This is a genomic window from Streptomyces milbemycinicus (assembly GCF_002154605.1).
In the GTDB taxonomy this organism is placed as follows: Bacteria; Actinomycetota; Actinomycetes; order Streptomycetales; family Streptomycetaceae; genus Streptomyces; species Streptomyces milbemycinicus.
The window spans coordinates 21,389-39,752 of the sequence record NZ_MUNE01000025.1 but is presented as its reverse complement, the minus strand read 5'-3'; the positions used below and the strand labels follow the sequence as shown (position 1 = coordinate 39,752).

Genomic DNA, 18,364 nt, shown 5'->3' with positions numbered 1-18,364 from the left:
GGGCGGGGGTGGGGCAGGTGTCGCATGTGCCGCACCTCCGTCCGTCGCGCCGTACCGCGGACCTCATCGTGATTCATAACAGGCCGGCTTCGCGGTCTGTTCCCGGTGTGCGCAGCGGTCCAAAACACGTTGCCCAGGGTGCGGTGAAGGTCAGCTACACAGCGCGGTGGCGACGCGCATCAGATCAACAGCGCGCCGCCGGGTGAACCGCGAAGAAATCCGCATGTCGGCGACGCTATCCGCGCCCCCATTCCGCGTCAACAACGGCGGTCACCGCGGGGCGTGACTTCGCCCCCTGCGTCGCGGACCTCCGCAACGCCATCGAAGGCCTTCGCACCGTCACGGTTCCGGCCAGGAGCAGGCCCGCGCGAAAGGCGTCCTTCCCTCTGTGTGCCCTGTACGTACGCGGGGTTACGCGAGCGTGGCCTCCCGCCACGGCACACCGGTTTCCATGGCGAGTGCGTGTCATGTATATGGCATGCCTTGCCGGTTGCTCGCGCCACGGCAAATCCTCATCAGGCCAGGGGCGCAACCGTGCGCTCCCGGTGAACTGTGCGAGCCCGCACACCCCGTAGAGCGCGCACGCACCACAGCGCGCCACCGATCGAGGAGGAATCCCTCGCGATGGCAGTGATGCGTACCACCAAGCGGCGGATCGCCGCGGCAATCGCCACGGCGGCCGCCGCCGCGTGCATCGGAGCAGGCACCACGCTCCCCGCCCACGCCGCACCGGCCGAAGGCACGGTCCTGCATGCCGGGGCCGCCGACGCGGTCCCCGGCAGCTACATCGTCACCTTGAAGAAGACGGCCGGTTTCAAGGCCGCCTCCGCCCGCGGCAAGGAGGTCATATCCGGATACGGCGGCGCGGTGGAGCGGACCTTCACCACCGCGCTGAACGGCTACGCCGCCAAGCTCAGCCCCACCGAGGCCAGACGGCTCGCCGCCGACCCGGCCGTGGCCTCCGTCGAACAGGACCGGAAGGTCCACGCCGACGCGACCCAGACCAGCGCCCCCTGGGGACTGGACCGCGTCGACCAGACCAACCTGCCGCTGAGCGGCACGTACACCTACCCGGACAGCGCCGGCAGCGGTGTGACCGTCTACGTCCTGGACACCGGGGTGCGGATCACCCACTCCCAGATCAGCGGCCGGGCGTCCTACGGCTACGACTTCGTGGACAACGACACCACCGCGCAGGACGGCTACGGCCACGGCACGCACGTCGCCACGACCGTCGCCGGCAGCACCTACGGCGTGGCCAAGCAGGCGAAGATCGTGGCGGTACGCGTCCTCGGCAACGACGGGTCCGGCACCACGGCCGGTGTCATCGCGGGCGTGGACTGGATCACCGCCAACCACTCCGGCCCGTCCGTCGCCAACGTGTCCCTGGGCGGCGGCGCGAGCACCTCCCTGGACACCGCCGTCAGCAACTCGATCGCCTCCGGTGTGACCTACTCCATCGCGGCGGGCAACTCGGGCGCCAACGCGGCCAACTACTCCCCCGCCCGGGTGCCGACCGCCCTCACTGTCGGCGCCACCACCAGCACGGACGCGAGGGCAAGCTACTCCAACTACGGTTCGGTGGTGGACCTGTTCGCCCCGGGCTCGAACATCACGGCCGGCTGGAACACCTCTGACACCGCCACCTACACCGGCTCCGGCACCTCCTTCGCCGCCCCGCATGTGTCCGGCGCCGCGGCGATCTATCTCTCCGGCCACACCACCGCCTCTCCGTCCGCAGTCGGGAGCGCGCTGGTGAACGGTGCCACCTCGGGCGTCCTGTCCGGGATCGGCTCGGGCTCGCCCAACAAGCTGCTCAAGATCGTCCAGTGACACGCTGACCACGACACCGGATACCGGTGATCGCACACTGCCGCCCGCCGGATCCTATTGGCGGGCGGCAGTCCGGCGGGCGGCAGTCCGGCGCGCGGCAGTCCGGCGCGCGGGAGATCAGGGGTCGGTGGACAGGGGCGTCGGCAGGGGATTCGTCCAGGCCTCGGGGTCCTCGGCAAGGACCAGGACCTCATCGGGCAACGTGGCGGTGGCCACGTCGGCCAGCGTGACCTCGCCCAGAATCTTACGGACATTGGCGCGTACCGCGACCCACAGCGGCAGCAGCGACTCCGCGGGACCGGTGTAGGAAAGCTGGGGTGGGCGCACGCCCCGCACCGACACCAGCGGTCCATCGGCCACCCGGATCACGTCGGCGATGGCGATTTCGTCCGCCGGGCGGGCGAGCCGGTAGCCGCCGTTCCCGCCGCGCCGGCTGGTGACCAGCCCGCCCCTGCGCAGGTCGCCCAGGATGCCTTCCAGGAACTTGTGCGGAATGCCCTGCGCCGCCGCGATCGCCTCGGCTTTGAGCGAGGTGTCGGGTCCTGCCGCTGCAAGCTCCAACGCCGCACGCACCGCATAGTCCGCCCTCGCCGAGATCTGCATGCCGAGATTATCCGCCACTGTCGCCCCCACCCCGTCACCGGCCGCGCACGCCGTCAGGAGGGGATGGTGAACGGAGGGTGCGCACCATTGAGGAAGTAGTCCCCGACCTCGCGGAGTCGGTCGGCGACGGGCTCGCGCAGGGTGTGTGTCCGGGCGTTGCGCCAGAAGCGGTCGAATCCATGCCGCAGGAAGGCGGCACGCGCGCCGATGACGTCCAGGGCACGTGTAGTGATCTCCTGCGCGGCCCGGGAGGCGGCGGACTCGGCCACGCTCGCGAGTACGGCGATCTCCGCGCACTCGTCGTCGTCGAGGTCTTCGCCACGCGCGAAGCCACGTCCCAGCGCCTCGACCGCCTGGTCGGCGAGAGCGGACGCGGAGCGGGCGGCAACGGTCAGTTCCCCGTACACGCCCAGCACGTACGGGTCCCGCGACGGACTGCCCGGCCAGGAGTGTTGCGCGGAGGGCTGCCAGGAAGAGTTCACCACCCTGCTGTACTCGCGCACTTCGGCAAGCAGCCCCTCGGCGACGCCGAGACAGAACTGCACGGAAACCAGGCGTGCGGTCGGTGCGGCCAGGCCGGCGAAGGGGGGCAGGGCGCCCTCGTCCGAGGAGAGCGAGCCGAACACGTCGTCGGCCGTGACCGGCACCGAGTCGAACTCCACACTGCCACCGGCCGCCAGGCGCTGGCCGAAGGTGTCCTCGTCGTCGACGTACACGACGCCGGGGTGGGCGGGATCGACGAGGACAGCCAGGGGGTCACCGCTGCCGGACCGAGTGGCACGGACGACCAGCCGATCGGCGATTCCGACTCCGGTGACACAACTCTGCCGGCCGTTCAGCACATAGCCGCGCGCGGTGGGGGTCAGTCCGGGAGACGGTTCGCAGGAAACGAGACCACCTCCCCAGCACCACTGCCTCGCCGCGGACTCCTGCTCGACGCGGGTGGCGAGGGCGGGACTCGCGAAGAACCGGGCGCTGGAGGACAGGAAGTAGTGGCAGCCGAGGAGGTAGCCGATCGCGCCGTCGGCCGCTGAGATCGTCCGGACGACCGCGTAGGCCGTACGCCAGTCCGCGCCTCCCGTGCCTCCCGCGTCTCCCGCGCCGGGTCCGGCCAGTGTCGGCAAGGTGAGCAGCCCTGCCTCGCGCAGCCGCGCAACCTCGTCGAACGGCGCTTTCCCTGCCTGCTCACGGTCGACCGCGTCGGTGGCCAGGTCGTCCGCGATCTCCTGGGCTACGCGCAGCCAGTGTGCGTGTCCGGCTTCCGCGTCGATCGCCTCGCCCACCGTCGTCACGCTCGCACCCGCTTCACGGAACAGCGGGTGTCGCCAGAGCGCTTCTCCGCGTCAGGCATGGATGTGCGGCCCACCCGCCGTACGGTGACGAGGCGCTGCTGCGTAACGGACATGTAGAGCATGCTCACTCGCCCCGGCGACCGGCGTCAACATTTCCCTACCAAATCGATAGGAAAACCGGGGAAAGCGCTCTGTCTTGGCCGGTTTTCACCGGGCGTTCGGCGGGGCAAGGCGTACGGCTGCCCACCGCCGATGTCTGTCCAAGTGATGCCGGAGAAGCGGTCGATACCGCTGCGAACGAGACGAGGGCCGGGTCGAGTGAGACCGAGGTGAACGACGTCGCGGTGAACCCGGCCGGGCCTCAGCCGCGGCAGCCTGTACGGTCCACCGACTCGATGGGCGCACGGTTCCGGCATTGACGTACGACAGCACGGCTCCGTACGATCACGAATGGCATTGAGTGTCAGCGTCAAGCCCTGGCTCGCTGACCGGCAACCCTCCCGCGCGGTGGGGTGCTCCAGGTGAAAGCCCGGCGGGATCACCGACGATCCCCGCAAGCGCGTGGCCCCGTGGCCGGGGCCGGAGATGTGGAGGCTCGGTATGCGGCACGGTGGTGACCCCAGTACCTCCTCCGCCGTCGCCATGGTGTTCTCCCGGCTCTCGCGTCGGCGTCACATCGACCTGAAGCGCGCGACCAGCTGCCTCTGTCAGGCCTGACGGCCCTTCCCACCGCCGGTCGAAGTCCGGCCCCGGTGGTCGCCGCACTCGTCTCCGCCTGAACCCCGTTTCCCCCTGATCCCTGTCTGCACAGCGCTCCCCCGCCACCGGCGTCGCACCGGCCGGGGCCGCACGCCCATGCGCGGCCGTGCCTCATACGGCACCCCATGCCTGGTGACACGAGTAGGAGAACCCCTCCGTGACAACACTTCCGGATTTCAGACCCTCCCGGTGGGCGGCGCTGACCGCCCTGGTGACCACCAGTGTGCTGCTGACCGCCTGCGGGTCGAGCGGCGACGGCTCCGGCTCCGGCAGCGGCCGGGCGAAGTCCGGCGGCACCCTGACCTTCGCGGTGGGCTCGGACGCCGGCTGCGTGGATCCGCAGCAGGTTGCCAGCAACGACACCATCTACTCGGTGCGCCAGATCGTGGACTCCCTGACGGACCAGGACCCCAGAACCGGCAAGATCGTGCCGTGGCTGGCGAAGAGCTGGGACATCAGCTCCGACACGACGACGTTCACCTTCCATCTGAGGTCGGGTGTCACCTTCAGCGACGGGTCGAAACTGACCGCGCAGGTGGTCAAGGACAACTTTGACGCGGTGCCGAGGCTCGGCGCCCTGGGGACCCTGGCCGAGGGCTACCTCAGTGGCGTCAAGAGCACCACCGTGGTCGACCCGCTCACGGTCAAGGTGACCTTCAAGGAGCCCAACGCCCAGTTCTTGCAGGCCACTTCGACGCACTCGCTGGGCATCGAGTCGTCGGCGAGCGTGCGGAAGACCCCGCAGCAGAAGTGCAGTGACGGGGTGACCGGATCCGGGCCCTTCGTGCTGAAGCAGTACGTGCAGAACCAGTCGATCACCCTGGCCAAGCGCGGCGGGTACGCATGGGGATCCTCGCTGTGGCGCAAGCAGGGCGAGGCGTACCTGGACAAGCTGGTGTTCAAGGTCGTACCGGAAGCGGGCGTGCGGGCCGGCAGTCTCCAGTCCGGCCAGGTGGACGCGATCAGCAGCGTGGGCAAGGCCAACGAGGCGGCGCTCAAGGGCGGCCAGGTCACTCTCCGGCGACGGGCCAACCCCGGCATCGTGTTCGGTCTCGGGCTCAACAGCTCGCGGCCGGCGCTGAAGGACGCGAGGGTGCGCCAGGCGATCCTGTCCGCCATCGACCGGCAGCAGATCGCCGACACCGTGTTCCCCACTGGCACCAAGGCGGCGACCAGCGTCCTCGCACACACCACGCCCGACTACACCAACCTCGCCCCGGACCTGGCCTTCGACGCGACCAAGGCGAAGTCCCTGCTGGACGAAGCGGGGTGGAACACCGGCAGCGACGGCACCCGCACGAAGAACGGCAGGAAACTCAGCCTGACCATCAACTGGATCCCCAACTCCGCAACCAACCAGCCCGCTCTGGAACTGCTTCAGCAGCAGCTCAAGGCCGTAGGCGTGGCCGTGACCCTCAAGCAGCTCCAGGTCACCCAACTGGCGCCGACACTGCAGTCGGGCGACTACGACGCGGCTTGGGCGAACATCACCCGTGCCGATCCGGACATCCTGCGCAGTTCCTTCTCCACCAAACTGGCCAACTTCTACCGCGTACCGGCGGGCAGCCTGGATGCGGCGCTGTCCGCCCAGGCCGCGACCACGGACCCGGCCAAACGCGAACAACTGGTGGCCCGGGCACAGCAGTTGATCGTACAGAGCGCCTACTACGCACCGGTGGTGGAGCTCCAGACCCAGCTGGGCGTCTCGAAGAAGGTGCACGACCTGAACTTCGATGCCTCCAGCCGGATCCAGCTGCACGACACCTGGATCGGCTAGCCCGTGCGCCGCTATGTGATCAAACGGCTCGCCCAGGCGGCCGGGGTGCTGTGGGCGGCCTACACGGTCTCGTTCCTGGTGCTGGACTATCTGCCGGGCGACCCGGTCACGGCAATGGCCAGTGCCGGAATGGATTCGGGGCAGGTCGATCCGGAGCAGATCGCCGCCCTGCGGCACGAGTACGGCTTCGACAAGCCGGTGCTGGTGCAGTACGCCGAGTACCTCGGCCGGGCGGTGCGCGGGGACTTCGGCGACTCGGTCGCCACCGGCCGGCCGGTCACCTCGACGCTGGCCGACGCGCTGCCGCAGACCCTCCAGCTGACCGGCGCGGCCCTGCTGCTCGCGGTAGTCCTCGGCGGCGGTCTGGCGGTGGTGGCCACGTACACCTCCAAGCGCTGGCTGCGGCAGCTGCTGCTGTCACTGCCGCCGCTGGGGGTGTCCGTCCCGACGTTCTGGGTGGGGCTGCTGCTCGTCGAGGCGTTCTCCTTCCGGCTGCACTGGTTCCCGGCGTTCGGCAACGACGGCCTTCGGGGGCTGGCGCTGCCGGCCCTGACGCTGGCGGTCCCGACCGGCGCGCAGATCGCCCAGGTGCTCGCCAAGAGCCTGCTCACCGCGCTGGACCAGGCGTATGTGGAGACCGCGCGGGCCAAGGGCGCCGGCCGGTGGCGGGTCCATCTGCGGCACGCACTGCGCAACGCGTCCCTGCCGGCGCTGACGGTCATCGGCCTGCTGGTGGGGCAGCTGATCGCCGGTTCGGTGGTGGTGGAGACGGTGTTCTCGCGCGACGGCCTCGGCCGCGTGACCGCGGCGGCGGTCACGGCCCAGGACATCCCGCTGGTCCAAGGGGTGGTGGTGTTCGGGGCGCTGATCTTCGTGACGACGAACCTGGTCATCGACCTGGTCTATCCGCTGCTGGACCCGCGGATCGTGGTGGCCTCGGACAGAAGGGCGGGCTTCGCATGAGCCAGAGTCTCGTCGACAACCCGGCCGACCCGACCGACCCGACCGACCCGGCCGACCCGGCCGAGGCCGCTCCCGGCCTCGCCCGGCCGGTCGACACGGGGGCCGGTCCCGGACCGTGGCGTCGCGTCGACCTACGGCGGGGCTTGCGATTCCTGCTGCGCCGCCCCGGTCTGCTGCTGTCGGTCGTCGTCCTCGTGCTGGTGGTGCTGGCCTCGTTCTGGCCGGACCTGTTCACCGCGCAGGATCCGCTGAAGGGGGTGCCGTCGCAGAACTTCCGCGGCCCGAGTGGCACCCACTGGTTCGGCACCGACGAGCTGGGACGCGATGTGTTCTCCCGCGTGGTGCACGGCGCCCAGCTGTCCCTGAAGGCCACGCTGATCGCGGTGCTGGTCGCGTTCGTGGTCGGCGGTCTGCTCGGCGTGGTCGCCGGGTTCGTGGGCCGCTGGGTGGACGACGTGCTGATGCGCTTCGTCGACGTACTGCTGTCCATCCCCGCGCTGTTCCTGTCCCTGGCCCTGGTCACCGCGCTCGGGTACGGGACGGTGAAGGTGGCGGTCGCGGTCGGCATCGCCAGTGTCGCCGCGTTCGCCCGAGTGGCGCGCGCGGAGGTGCTCCGGGTGCGTCAGGCGGTGTTCGTCGAGGCGTCGCGCTCGTGCGGGGCCCGCTGGTACTCAGTGCTGGGCCGGCATGTGCTGCCCAATGCGGCGGGCCCGGTGATCGTCCTGGCCACCCTCGACTTCGGCTCCTCCATCCTGGCCGTGTCGGCGCTGAGCTTTCTCGGCTACGGGGCGCCCCCGCCGGCCCCGGAGTGGGGCACGTTGATCTCCGACGGCCGCAACTACCTCGCCAACGCCTGGTGGCTGACCGCACTGCCCGGACTGGCGATCGCCGCGACCGTGCTGGCCACCAACCGCATCGCACGGGCGCTGGACGGCGAATGGTCCCGGCAGCGATGACCGGCACCACCACGACCCCACCCGGAGCGGACGAGAACGTGACACACACCCCACAACCCCTGCTGGAGATACGCGGCCTGTCGGTTTCGTACCGCACCCGGGGCGGCGCGGTCGCGGCCGTCCGGGGCGTGGACCTCGAGGTATGGCCAGGACAGGTGACGGCGGTGGTCGGCGAGTCCGGCTCCGGCAAGAGCACGACCGCGCACGCGATCACCCGGCTCCTGCCGGGGAACGGCGGCATCGACGCGGGCACGGTCCGCTTCGGCCGGCACGACCTGGCCACGCTGTCGGAGGCGGAGCTGCGCACCGTACGCGGAGCGCGGATCGGGCTGGTCCCCCAGGACCCGACGGTCTCGCTCAACCCGGTCAAGCGGATCGGCGAACAGGTCGCCGAAGTGCTGCGCATCCACGGTCTGGCGACCCGTCGCTCGGCCCCCGCCGAGGCGATCGCCGTCCTGGACCGGGCCGGGCTGCCCGACGCGGCCGTCCGGGCCCGGCAGTACCCGCACGAACTGTCCGGCGGAATGCGGCAACGCGCCCTGATCGCCATCGCCATCGCCGCGAAACCCGAGCTGATCATCGCCGACGAACCCACCAGCGCGCTCGACGTCACCGTGCAGCGGGTCATCCTCGACCATCTCCAGCGCCTCACCGAGGAGTCCGGCACGGCGGTCCTGCTCGTGACCCATGACCTCGGGGTCGCCGCCGACCGGGCACAGCGCCTCGTGGTCATGTCACAGGGCAAGGTCGTCGAGGCGGGCCCCACCCGTGACATCCTGGCCGACCCGCGGGACGAGTACACCCGGCACCTGCTGGCCAGCGCCCCGAGCCTGACCACCCCCCGTCCCCGCACGGCCGTCCCCGCGCCGAAGACGGACACGGCGCCCCTGGTCGAAGCACGCAACCTGGTCAAGGAGTTCAGACTGCCCCGCACCGGGGACGGACCCCGGACACTGCGCGCGGTCGACGACGTCAGCTTCACCCTCCACCGCGGCCGGACCCTGGCACTGGTCGGCGAATCGGGCTCGGGCAAGTCCACCACCGCCCGCCTCGTGCTCCGTCTCGCCGACGCGACCGCCGGACACGTCCTGTTCGACGGCACCGACGTCACCACCGCCCGAGGCACCCGGGCCAGAGAGCTGCGCCGCCGCGCCCAGCTCGTCTACCAGAACCCGTACGCCTCGCTCGACCCACGCTTCTCCATAGGCGATGTGATCACCGAACCGCTGCGTGCCTTCAAGGTCGGCGACCGCTTCTCCCGGCTCGCCCGGGCCCGCGAACTGCTCGACCGGGTGGCGCTTCCCGCCGCCACGCTGGAACGCCGCCCGGCGGAGCTGTCCGGCGGGCAGCGTCAGCGGGTGGCCATCGCCCGCGCGCTCGCCCTCTCCCCCGACCTGGTGGTGTGCGACGAACCGGTCTCCGCGCTCGACGTGTCCGTGCAGGCCCAAGTCCTCGACCTGCTGGCCGAGTTGCAGGCCGACACGGGCGTGGCGTACCTCTTCATCTCCCACGACCTGGCCGTCGTACGCCAGATCGCGCACCAGGTCGCCGTCATGCGAGCCGGCCACGTCGTCGAGACGGGCCCACCGGAGGTGCTCTTCACCCGCCCCCGACACGAGTACACCCGTGAGCTGCTCGCGGCGATCCCCGGCGGTCGCGTCCCTTCCTCCGCCGCCGAGGCCACCACGAGCTGAGGACCAGAGTCATATGAGCACCCCCGCCATCACCTCACTGGCCTGGCGCCGGTCGACGTACTGCTCCGGGGGCGGCTCCCTCGCCCGTGGTCCTGAGGATGGCGGTCAGCAGGTCCTCGACGCCATGGGAAGCTGCCGTCCAGCACGGCGGTGCCAACGGTGAATCCCCACACGCCCGCGTCGCGCAACGCGGCGATCCGTTCGGCCCGGTCGACGCTGCCTGCGGCCAGGACAGGCACGTCGACCGCGGTGACCACCTGGGCGGCCAACGCCGCGGCATCGCCCCCGAAGCGGTAGGCGAGGAGGTCGAGGCCGTGTACTCCTGTTGTCGCGGCCAGGTCCTTGGCGCTTGCCACGATGTCGGCGGCGTCGCCGCACAGGATGCTGGGGTGGCCCGCGACCCGGCCGGGGAAGGGCCAGTACTCGACCGGTGCGCCATCGAGGATCTTGACGCCCTCGGCCACACGGGTGCCGCCGAGAACGACGTCGACACCAAGGCCGACCGCGGCCTCCAGGCTGCGCAGTTCGTCAGCGGCGTTGACACCGACGACCTCCAGGTAGGAGCAGGCGCCGAGGTCATGGATGCGGGCGGCGAGGCTGCGGAGCTCGCCGAAGGACAGGCCGTGCAGGCGGGGAGCGACAGGGAAGGCGGAGAGATCAGAGCTGTTCGTCGGGGAGGTGAGGCGCGGCGTTGACAACGGCGTGCACGACTCCGGCGACGAGCTGCCGGTTGAGGGGGGCGGCGTCGAAGCGGCGGTGCATGGGCCAGCCCTCGATCAGGGCATCGAGGGCTCGGGCCACTCCGGGAGTGAAGTGCAGGGCGAGGCTCTCCCGGCTGCGTGCCAGCCAGGAGCGGGTGGTGGTGGCTACCGCGGTGTTGTGGTTGGCGTAGGCGTACATCTCGAAGATGAGTGTCATGTCGCGGTCAGTGGCGTAGGCCGGCCCGCAGATCAGCTCGACCACGGCTGCCTCCGCCTCGGCGGTCGACCCGGCGCTGTGCAGGGTGCGGCGGTAGAGCTTGGACATCGTGTCGGCGAGGCGGGCGAACGCCAGCGCCAGCAGATCGTCCATGCCGTCGAAGTAGTACGTCAGCGAGCCCAGAGGGACGCCGGCCCGTGAAGCGATCTTGCGATGAGTCGTCCTGTGAACGCCACCCTCGGCGATGACGTCGAGGGCGGCATCGAGAATCCGGTCCCTGCGTCCGGGATCGTTCGGGATCTCACGCCGTGTGCCGCTCACGCCCCCAATGTGTCACAAGGCGACTCCACCGAAGTGTGTACGATCGTACAGACTTCTGTGTTCGGTCATCCACTGGAGGCATTCCCGTGACTGTCAGCCCCGGCCGACGTCGGACCGCCGCGTTCGCCCTGTTCTTCCTGCCCGGCCTGGCCATGGCCTCCTGGGTGACACGCACCCCCGACGTGCGCGACCTGCTCGCAGCCTCCACCGGGCGCATGGGCCTGGTCCTGTTCGGGCTCTCGGTCGGGTCCATGCTGGGCATCCTGTGCTCGGGGCCGCTCGTGGCCCGCTGGGGCGCCCGGCCCCTCATCGCGGCCGGAACGCTGGCGACCGCCACGGGGTCCGGCGTCATCGGCCTGGGGGCCGCGGCGGGCGCGGACGCGGTCGTGGCCCTCGGGCTCGGACTCATCGGCCTCGGGATGGGCGGCGGCGAGGTGGCCCTCAACATCGAAGGCGCAGAGGTGGAACGGCTGCTCGGCCGCTCCACCCTCCCCGCGATGCACGGCTTCTACAGTCTCGGCACGGTGGTCGGCGCGGTCGGCGGCATGATTCTGACCGCCATCTCGTTCCCCGTCCTGTGGCATCTCGCCGTCGTCACCGCCGTGGTACTGGCCGTACTGGTGCCGACGATCCGATACGTTCCCGCCCGGGTGGGCCGACGAACCGGCAGCGGCAGCGGCACGCACGCACAAGCCTCCGCGCGCCCGGCGGTGTGGAAGGAACCGAGACTGCTGCTCATCGGCGGCATCATTCTCGCCCTTGCCATGGCCGAGGGAACGGCGAACGACTGGCTGCCGCTGGTCATGGTCGACGGCCATGGCTTCGACCCCGCGCTCGGATCGGCCGTGTACGCGGTCTTCGCGGCCTCGATGACCGTCGGCCGCTTCGCCGGCGGCCGGTTCGTCGACCGCTACGGACGCGCGGCCGCCCTGCGCGCCAGCGCGATCATCGGCGCCGTCGGCATCGCACTCGTGATCCTCGTCGACAACCAGGCCGTCGCGGCGGCAGCCGCCGTCCTGTGGGGCATCGGCGCGTCCCTGGGCTTCCCCGTCGCGCTCTCCGCAGCCGGCGACTCCGGCGACAACCCCGCCGCAAGGGTCTCCCTCGCCGCCACCCTCGGCTACGTCGCCTTCCTCGTCGGACCCCCCTCACTCGGCCAACTCGGCGAACACTTCGGACTCCGCAACGCGCTCTTCCTGGTCCTCATACTCGTCGTGGCCGCATCCTTCGCCACACCCGCCGCCCGCACACCCCACCCTGTCAAGATCCGGCCACTGTGCCAGGTGAAACGCGCAGACTAGTCCCGCATGACCTCGGGTTCGTGTCGGCGCAGCAGGCGGGCCACCGCGAAGCCGCAGACCAGCCCGATCGCCAGGAGCACACCGAGGTCGATGCCCCACTGGGTGACGGTGTGGGCCCACAGCGGGTCGGCATCGTCCGGCTTGTCGAGATTCCAGGGCGGCATGGTGTGCGCGAGGTCGAGTGTGGTCCCGGCGCCGGCGACCGCCCAGCGGGCGGGCATCAGCCAGCCGATCTGTTCGATGCCCGGGGAGTCGAACAGCTTGAAGAGGACCCCGGTGAAGACGACCTGGACGACGGCGAACATCACGAGCAGCGGCATGGTCTTCTCCGGGGTCCTCACCAGCGCGGAGATGACCAGACCGAACATCATGGTGGTGAAGCCCAGCGCGCTGATGACCACGCAGAGCTCGACGGCCGTGGGCATGAGCAGTCCCTGGGCGGGCAGTTGACGGACGGAGAAGCCGATGGCGCAGATGATGACACCCTGCACGGTGGTGATCAGACCGAGGACGATCACCTTCGACATCAGATACGCGGATCGGGACAGCCCCGTGGCTCTCTCCCGTTCATAGATCACCCGTTCTTTGATCAGTTCACGTACGGAGTTGGCCGCGCCGGAGAAACACATTCCGACGACCAGCACCAGCAGAATGGTTCCGGACTCCTGGTTGTAGCGGAAACGGCTGTCGGGCGGTGGCGGGGCGAGTCCGTATGTCGCCGGAATCAGACAGCTCACTCCGCCCAGCACGGCCGGGAGCAGCAGCATCAGCGCCATGAAGCCCTTGTCGGAGGCGATGACCGACACATAGCGGCGCATCAGCGTCCACAACTGGCCGATCCAGCCCTGCGGTTTGGGCCGCAGAGCTCGCGCGGGCGGCTGTGTCGCAGGGGCGCCCGGGTACTGCGGCGGGACGGCCGAGTCGACCTCCGCGGCACACCGGTCGTACTGCCGGGAAGCTCGCCAGCGCGCGCCCCAGTCGTCGTCGCGATGATCTTCGAAGGCGGAGAAGACATCGGCCCAGCTGTCGTGACCGAAGTAGTCCAGGGCCTCGCCCGGGGGACCGAAGTACGCCACGGAGCCACCGGGCGCCATGACCAACACCTGGTCACACAGGGACAGTTCGGCGACCGAGTGCGTCACCACCAGCACGGTGCGGCCGTCGTCGGCGAGCCCCCGCAGCAACTTCATGACATTACGGTCCAGGCCCGGGTCCAGACCGGAGGTGGGCTCGTCGAGGAAGAGCAGGGAGGGCTTGGTCAGCAGTTCCAGGGCAACGGACACCCGTTTGCGCTGACCGCCGGAGAGCGAGGAGACCTTCTTGCCCCGGTGAACGTCGAGTCTGAGCTCCTGCAGCACCTCGTCGATACGGGCCTTGCGCTCGGCCGCCTTGGTGTCACCGGGAAAGCGGAGCTTGGCGGCGTACTTCAGAGCGACGTCGACAGTCAGTTCCTTGTGCAGGATGTCGTCCTGCGGGACGAGGCCGATACGGTGGCGCAACTCGGCGAACTGGGCGTAGAGATCGCGGTGGTCGTAGAGCACCTGACCACGGTCCGCGGGCCGGTAGCCGGTGAGTGCGCGCAGAAGGGTGGACTTCCCGGAGCCCGACGGCCCGATCACCGCGACCAGCGACTTCTCGGGGACGCCGAAGGAGACGTCGTCCAGGATGGTCTTGCCGCGCCCGACGGTCACTGTCAGGTTTCGGGCGGTGAAGGAGACCTCACCGGTGTCGACGAACTCCTCCAGCCGGTCTCCGGCGAGACGGAAGGTGGAGTGGCCGACACCGACGATGTCGTACGGGCCGATGATCTGGCGGCCCACGGGCTGCCCGTTGACATAGGTGCCGTTGTGACTGCCGAGGTCGACGATTTCGAAGCGGCCACCGGGCAGGGGCCGGAACTCCGCGTGGTAGCGGGAGACATACGGGCCCTCCACCACGAGTTCGTTGTCCTGCGCGCGCCCGATGCGCAGCCGTTGCCCCAGGACGAGTGGATAGACGCCCGAGGGGTCCCGGTCGATGGAAAGGGCCGCGGCGGCGCCACGGGGACCGGCTGGGGGTCCTTCGGACCGGTGGATGTCCCGGGCCCGGGCGTCACCCGCGTCTACGGGAGTCCGGGGAACTGCGGCACGGGCGAGGTCGGATGCGGCGTGGTGAGGGAGAGGCCGGAACAGGTCGTCGCCACCAGCCGCCGCCACCCCCGTGGGGGCTGCCGGAACCTCTCCCGGCCGGGGACCGGGTACCACCGGGGGTGTGGCGGCGGCCACCGACGTGCCCCGATCCACCGGATCGTCGCTCACCGCCGTCGAGGCTTCGGTGAAGTCCAGCCGCGTGCCGGTGGAGACGTCTCCCAGCCGGACGATCGAACCGTGGCCGATCTCGATCCGCTGAATACGACGCCCTTCGGCGAACGTGCCATTCGCGCTGCCGAGATCTTCGATGACCCACGTTCCGCCGTCGCAACGGATCACGAGGTGCCGCCTGGAGACTCGGCGGTCGATGCACGAGATGTCGGCCTGCTGCTGGTCGCGCCCGATGGTGTAGCTCCGGGACGCGTCCAGGGTCCAGGTGCGTCCACTGGTATGCAGTACAAGTTCCGGCACATCTACCCCAAGTCGATCGTGTACACCGAGGCCGTCTACGCGAGGACAGACGACGGCTCGGATGGTTCCTGCGGTTCCTGCGTGCACCCGGAAGACCCGGGTGCGGATGAGCGTCATACGGTGTGCGGCCCGGACCGGGGCACATCGGCGCGTGTGATCATGGCCGATGAGGAAGAGGGCGCGGGACATGCGGAGGTTGCGCGTCACGGCACAAAGCCGGGGATCCGGACCGCGTACCGCGCCGCCGACAGTGTCCCGTGTGCGGGTGCGCCGCTACCGCGTGCTCGGGTCGTTCACGGACTCGGATGAGGGACACCTCCGCTCCTCAACTCCGGTCAGGGCGTGGGCGATGTGGAACTGCTGCCGTGCCTCGGCGCTGCGGCCCGCCGCCGCATAGGTGTTCCCGAGACGGCGGCGGACCTCCGCCTCCAGCGGCGTGCTTGTGTGCTCGGTGAGCGTGGCCAGGGCCTCGTGGTGGAGGGCGACGGCCAGGCGCAGGTCTCCCTGACCGTGTTCCGCGGCGCCGAGCAGGGACAGGCTCACCGCGAGCAGTTGCAGGTCCGCGACCTCCCGGGCCAGGTCGGCCGCCCGCCTCAGCAGGCTCCTGGCCTCCACATGCCGCCCGAGCGCCAGGTGGGCCTCGGCGGCGAAGCCCAGGGTCTTGCTGATCATCCTGGGCCGGCCGATCTTCTCGGCGAAGGCAAGGGAGGTGGCGTAGTACGCGAGCGCCTCCTCGTGCCGCCCCTGTTGGTCGAAGATGGCGCCGAGGTTGCAGTTCGACATCCCGGCCAGCCAGTCGTCGCCGAGTCGGGCCGCGAGCTCCACCACCTCGCTGAGGTGGGCGACCGCCTCCGCGGTGCGGCCCATCGCCCGCTCCGTGGCGCCCAGCCCGGCGATCGCGCGGGCCTGCTCGCGCAGGTCGCCCTGGCGGCGGGCGAGGCGCAGCGCGTCGGCACTCCAGGCGTGCCCCTGTCGGAAGCGTCCCTGATAGATGTCGGCGATGGCCATGCAGTTCCGCAGCGAGGAGGGCATCCGCCGGTCGGCGGCTACGTCCGCGCAGCGCAGCGCGACCTGCAGGGCCGCCCGGCACTCGTGGAAGCGGCCCTGGCGGACCAGGTGATCGACCATGCTCTCGGCGATCCAGCAGGCCAGGTCATGTTCCCCGGCGGCGGCGTAGGCCACCACGTCGACCAGTTCACCGCCCGCGGCGTCCAGCCATGCGGCGGCGTCCAGCCAGTGGGGGAAGGGCGAGCCGGAGACGTCCGGGCCGGTCGGAAAGCCCTCCGGACCCCAGTCGCTGGCGATCCGGCCGGCGGCTGTGTAGAGGTGCAGCACGGCGGCACGGTCCGCGGCGGCCTCTTCGGGCGCCGCGGCGGCGAGGCGGCGTGTGTGATCCCGTACGAGGTCGTGCAGCCGGTAGCGGCCGGGCTGCGGCTGCTGCAGCAGACTCGCGTCGACCAGGCGTTCCAGGAGATCCTCGGTGTCCTCGCGGGAACGGCCCAGCATGACGGCAGGGGTGAGCGGGTCGAATCCGGCGGTCGGCGACAGGCCCAACGCGCGGAAAACGCGCCGCAGTTCGGGCGCGAGCTGGTCGTACGACATCCGGAAGGCGGCCTCCACGCTGCGGTCATCGGCCCGCAGCTCGCGGAGCCGGCGCGCGTCGTCCGACATCCGGTCCACCAGGTGGGCCAGCGTCCAGGACGGGCGGTTCTGCAGCCGGGCCCCCGTGATCCGCAGCGCCAGGGGCAGCCCGCCGCAGCGCCGGGCGAGTTCATGCGCGGCCTCTGGTTCCCGCTCGGCGCGCGCCTCACCCAGGAGGTGCGTGAGCAGCGTGACCGCCTCGCCCGTGCTGAGGGGCTCCGCGGTGAGCCGCAGGTCGGCGTCGAGTCCGGACAGGCGCTGTCGGCTGGCCACCAGCATCCTGCTGCCGGGACCGGCGGGCAGCAGGGTGCGCACCTGCTCCGCGCTGCGGGCGTCGTCCACGACCAGCAGCAGCCGTAGGGAGCTGGTGGCCGCGCGCCAGGCCGTGACCAACTCGTCCAGGTCGTCCGGCAGATCGCCGTCGGCGCCCCTGACGGCGCGCAGCAGCCGGTGCAGTGCCCGCTGCGGGCGGAGGCTCTCGTGTGCGGCGCTGTGCGCGTGCAGGTCCACGAACAGGCAGCCGTCCGGGTACTGGTCGCGGAGCGTCCAGGCGGCGCGGACCACCAGCGCGGTCTTGCCGACGCCCGCCGTGCCGTCCACGGCCGCCACCGACACGGCCCCGTCGGGCACGGGCGCGGTGAGCAGGGCGAGTTCCGCCTCCCGGCCGACGAGGCAGGCGGTGTCGCCGGGGAGTTCGTTGCGCCGCGCCGGGGGTTGCCCGGCCGCGGACCCGGCCGCGCGCTGCCGCGCCGCCTGGCCGAGCAGCAGCAGGTCGTCCCGGCGCAGGACGCCCTGGTGTACCCGGCGCAGTTCCTCACCGGGCTCCACTCCCAGTTCGCCGAGGAGCCGGTCCCGTGTCTCCTGGTAGGCGGTGAGCGCCTCGGCCTGCCGGCCGCTGCCGTACAGCGCGCGCATCCGCAGGGCGGCAAGCGGCTCGTCGTACGGCTCCGCGGTGGGCGCGGCCATGAGGTCGTCCAGGGCATCCGTATAGCGGCCGAGGAGCACCAGGCACTCCACCCGCTGTTCGTGGAGTGTGCGCCGCTGCTGGACAAGACGCTGCCGCTCGGTGTCCGCGAATGGTCCCGGCAGGCCGGGCAGCGGCTCGCCGCGGAACAGCCGCAGGGCCCGGGTGCAGTGGTCGAGGGCGGTGGCGAGTTCGCCCGCGGCCTTCGCGCGCCGGGCGGCGACGGCCTGTTCGGCCAGCTGAGCGAGGTCCGTCCGCGCACGGCCCGGCACGAAGCGGTAGCCGCCGTGCTCGCCGCGGATCAACGACTCGGCAGGCCGGGTACCGGCCACGTCCAGTGCCTTGCGCAGTGGGTAGACGTAGCTCGGCAGGACCCGGCGGCCCGTGCCCGGGGGCTCGGTTCCCCATACGTCATCGAGCAGTTGCTGGTGGGTGACCAGTGTCTCCGTACGCAGGACCAGCGCGGCCAGCACCGCCTGCCGTCGTACGGGGCCGATGTCGAGCGGTGCCCCGCCCCGGCGGGCTCTGACCGGGCCGAGCAGGTCGATCCGCAGCCCTCCCGTCGCTTCTGCCGGATCCGCTCCCAAATCCGCTCCCAAATCCGCCGGAACCGTGCCGACCTCGAAGTCCCCCATGGGCCCGCAGCCCCCCAAGTCCCTTGCTTCAGCGAGATTTCATCGGCATTGCATCGTCTCGCGAAAGGGTTTTGCAAGTTGTGTCGGGCCCCGGTGCGCCTTCGCTC

General features: G+C 70.7%; 13 protein-coding genes and 1 riboswitch. Of the genes, 6 read left to right on the top strand and 7 right to left on the bottom strand.

What is annotated here, in order from left to right:
* Positions 1–150: 150 nt before the first annotated feature.
* Positions 151–225, bottom strand: coding sequence for a putative leader peptide (locus CCN51_RS59805; protein ID WP_358701799.1), 75 nt, complete (start codon positions 223–225; stop codon positions 151–153).
* A gap of 399 nt (positions 226–624) precedes the next feature.
* Here CCN51_RS59805 and CCN51_RS02050 point away from each other — a divergent pair, with 399 nt between their 5' ends.
* A complete protein-coding gene (locus CCN51_RS02050; RefSeq protein WP_086859200.1) occupies positions 625–1,833 on the top strand; it encodes a S8 family peptidase in 1,209 nt (402 codons plus the stop codon).
* A gap of 117 nt (positions 1,834–1,950) precedes the next feature.
* Here the strand turns inward: CCN51_RS02050 and CCN51_RS02045 are convergent, their stop codons facing one another.
* Positions 1,951–2,436: an RrF2 family transcriptional regulator gene (locus tag CCN51_RS02045; RefSeq protein ID WP_014182046.1), complete on the bottom strand. Its 486-nt coding sequence runs from the start codon at positions 2,434–2,436 to the stop codon at positions 1,951–1,953.
* 53 nt (positions 2,437–2,489) lie between these two features.
* Positions 2,490–3,728 carry an acyl-CoA dehydrogenase family protein gene (locus tag CCN51_RS02040; RefSeq protein WP_014182047.1) on the bottom strand — a complete coding sequence of 413 codons (1,239 nt, stop codon included), beginning with the start codon at positions 3,726–3,728 and terminating at the stop codon, positions 2,490–2,492.
* A gap of 452 nt (positions 3,729–4,180) precedes the next feature.
* A riboswitch (SAM riboswitch) is annotated at positions 4,181–4,294 on the top strand.
* A 350-nt stretch (positions 4,295–4,644) separates the two neighbouring features.
* Here CCN51_RS02040 and CCN51_RS02030 point away from each other — a divergent pair.
* Genes CCN51_RS02030 through CCN51_RS02015 form a run of 4 tightly spaced genes read left to right on the top strand, consistent with a single transcriptional unit; the run spans position 4,645 to position 9,877 of the window.
* A complete protein-coding gene (locus CCN51_RS02030) occupies positions 4,645–6,264 on the top strand; it encodes an ABC transporter substrate-binding protein (protein WP_014182048.1) in 1,620 nt (539 codons plus the stop codon).
* Positions 6,265–6,267: 3 nt separating this feature from the next.
* The gene (locus CCN51_RS02025) at positions 6,268–7,227 is read left to right on the top strand and encodes an ABC transporter permease (protein WP_014182049.1); all 960 of its coding nucleotides are present in this window, start codon (positions 6,268–6,270) and stop codon (positions 7,225–7,227) included.
* The gene (locus CCN51_RS02020) at positions 7,224–8,183 is read left to right on the top strand and encodes an ABC transporter permease (RefSeq protein ID WP_014182050.1); all 960 of its coding nucleotides are present in this window, start codon (positions 7,224–7,226) and stop codon (positions 8,181–8,183) included. Before CCN51_RS02025 ends, CCN51_RS02020 begins: the two co-directional genes overlap by 4 nt.
* Positions 8,180–9,877, top strand: a complete 1,698-nt coding sequence (locus CCN51_RS02015; RefSeq protein ID WP_055414368.1) for a dipeptide ABC transporter ATP-binding protein — start codon at positions 8,180–8,182, stop codon at positions 9,875–9,877. The genes CCN51_RS02020 and CCN51_RS02015 overlap by 4 nt, the downstream gene beginning before the upstream one ends.
* A 29-nt stretch (positions 9,878–9,906) precedes the next feature.
* On the opposite strand, the gene CCN51_RS02010 is transcribed toward CCN51_RS02015, so the two are convergent.
* The gene (locus CCN51_RS02010; protein WP_014182052.1) at positions 9,907–10,575 is read right to left on the bottom strand and encodes a hypothetical protein; all 669 of its coding nucleotides are present in this window, start codon (positions 10,573–10,575) and stop codon (positions 9,907–9,909) included.
* Positions 10,535–11,116 carry a TetR/AcrR family transcriptional regulator gene (locus CCN51_RS02005; protein WP_014182053.1) on the bottom strand — a complete coding sequence of 194 codons (582 nt, stop codon included), beginning with the start codon at positions 11,114–11,116 and terminating at the stop codon, positions 10,535–10,537. The genes CCN51_RS02010 and CCN51_RS02005 overlap by 41 nt, the downstream gene beginning before the upstream one ends.
* An 86-nt stretch (positions 11,117–11,202) precedes the next feature.
* On the opposite strand from CCN51_RS02005, the gene CCN51_RS02000 reads away from it, so the two are divergent.
* Positions 11,203–12,417 (top strand): MFS transporter, encoded by a 1,215-nt coding sequence (locus CCN51_RS02000; protein WP_014182054.1) that lies wholly within the window; start codon positions 11,203–11,205, stop codon positions 12,415–12,417.
* Here CCN51_RS02000 and CCN51_RS01995 read toward each other — a convergent pair.
* Together CCN51_RS01995 and CCN51_RS01990 are read right to left on the bottom strand one after the other, a co-directional pair.
* The gene (locus CCN51_RS01995) at positions 12,414–15,017 is read right to left on the bottom strand and encodes an ABC transporter ATP-binding protein/permease (protein WP_014182055.1); all 2,604 of its coding nucleotides are present in this window, start codon (positions 15,015–15,017) and stop codon (positions 12,414–12,416) included. The genes CCN51_RS02000 and CCN51_RS01995 overlap by 4 nt on opposite strands.
* A 273-nt stretch (positions 15,018–15,290) precedes the next feature.
* Positions 15,291–18,257, bottom strand: coding sequence for an AfsR/SARP family transcriptional regulator (locus CCN51_RS01990; protein WP_014182056.1), 2,967 nt, complete (start codon positions 18,255–18,257; stop codon positions 15,291–15,293).
* Positions 18,258–18,364 lie beyond the last annotated feature (107 nt).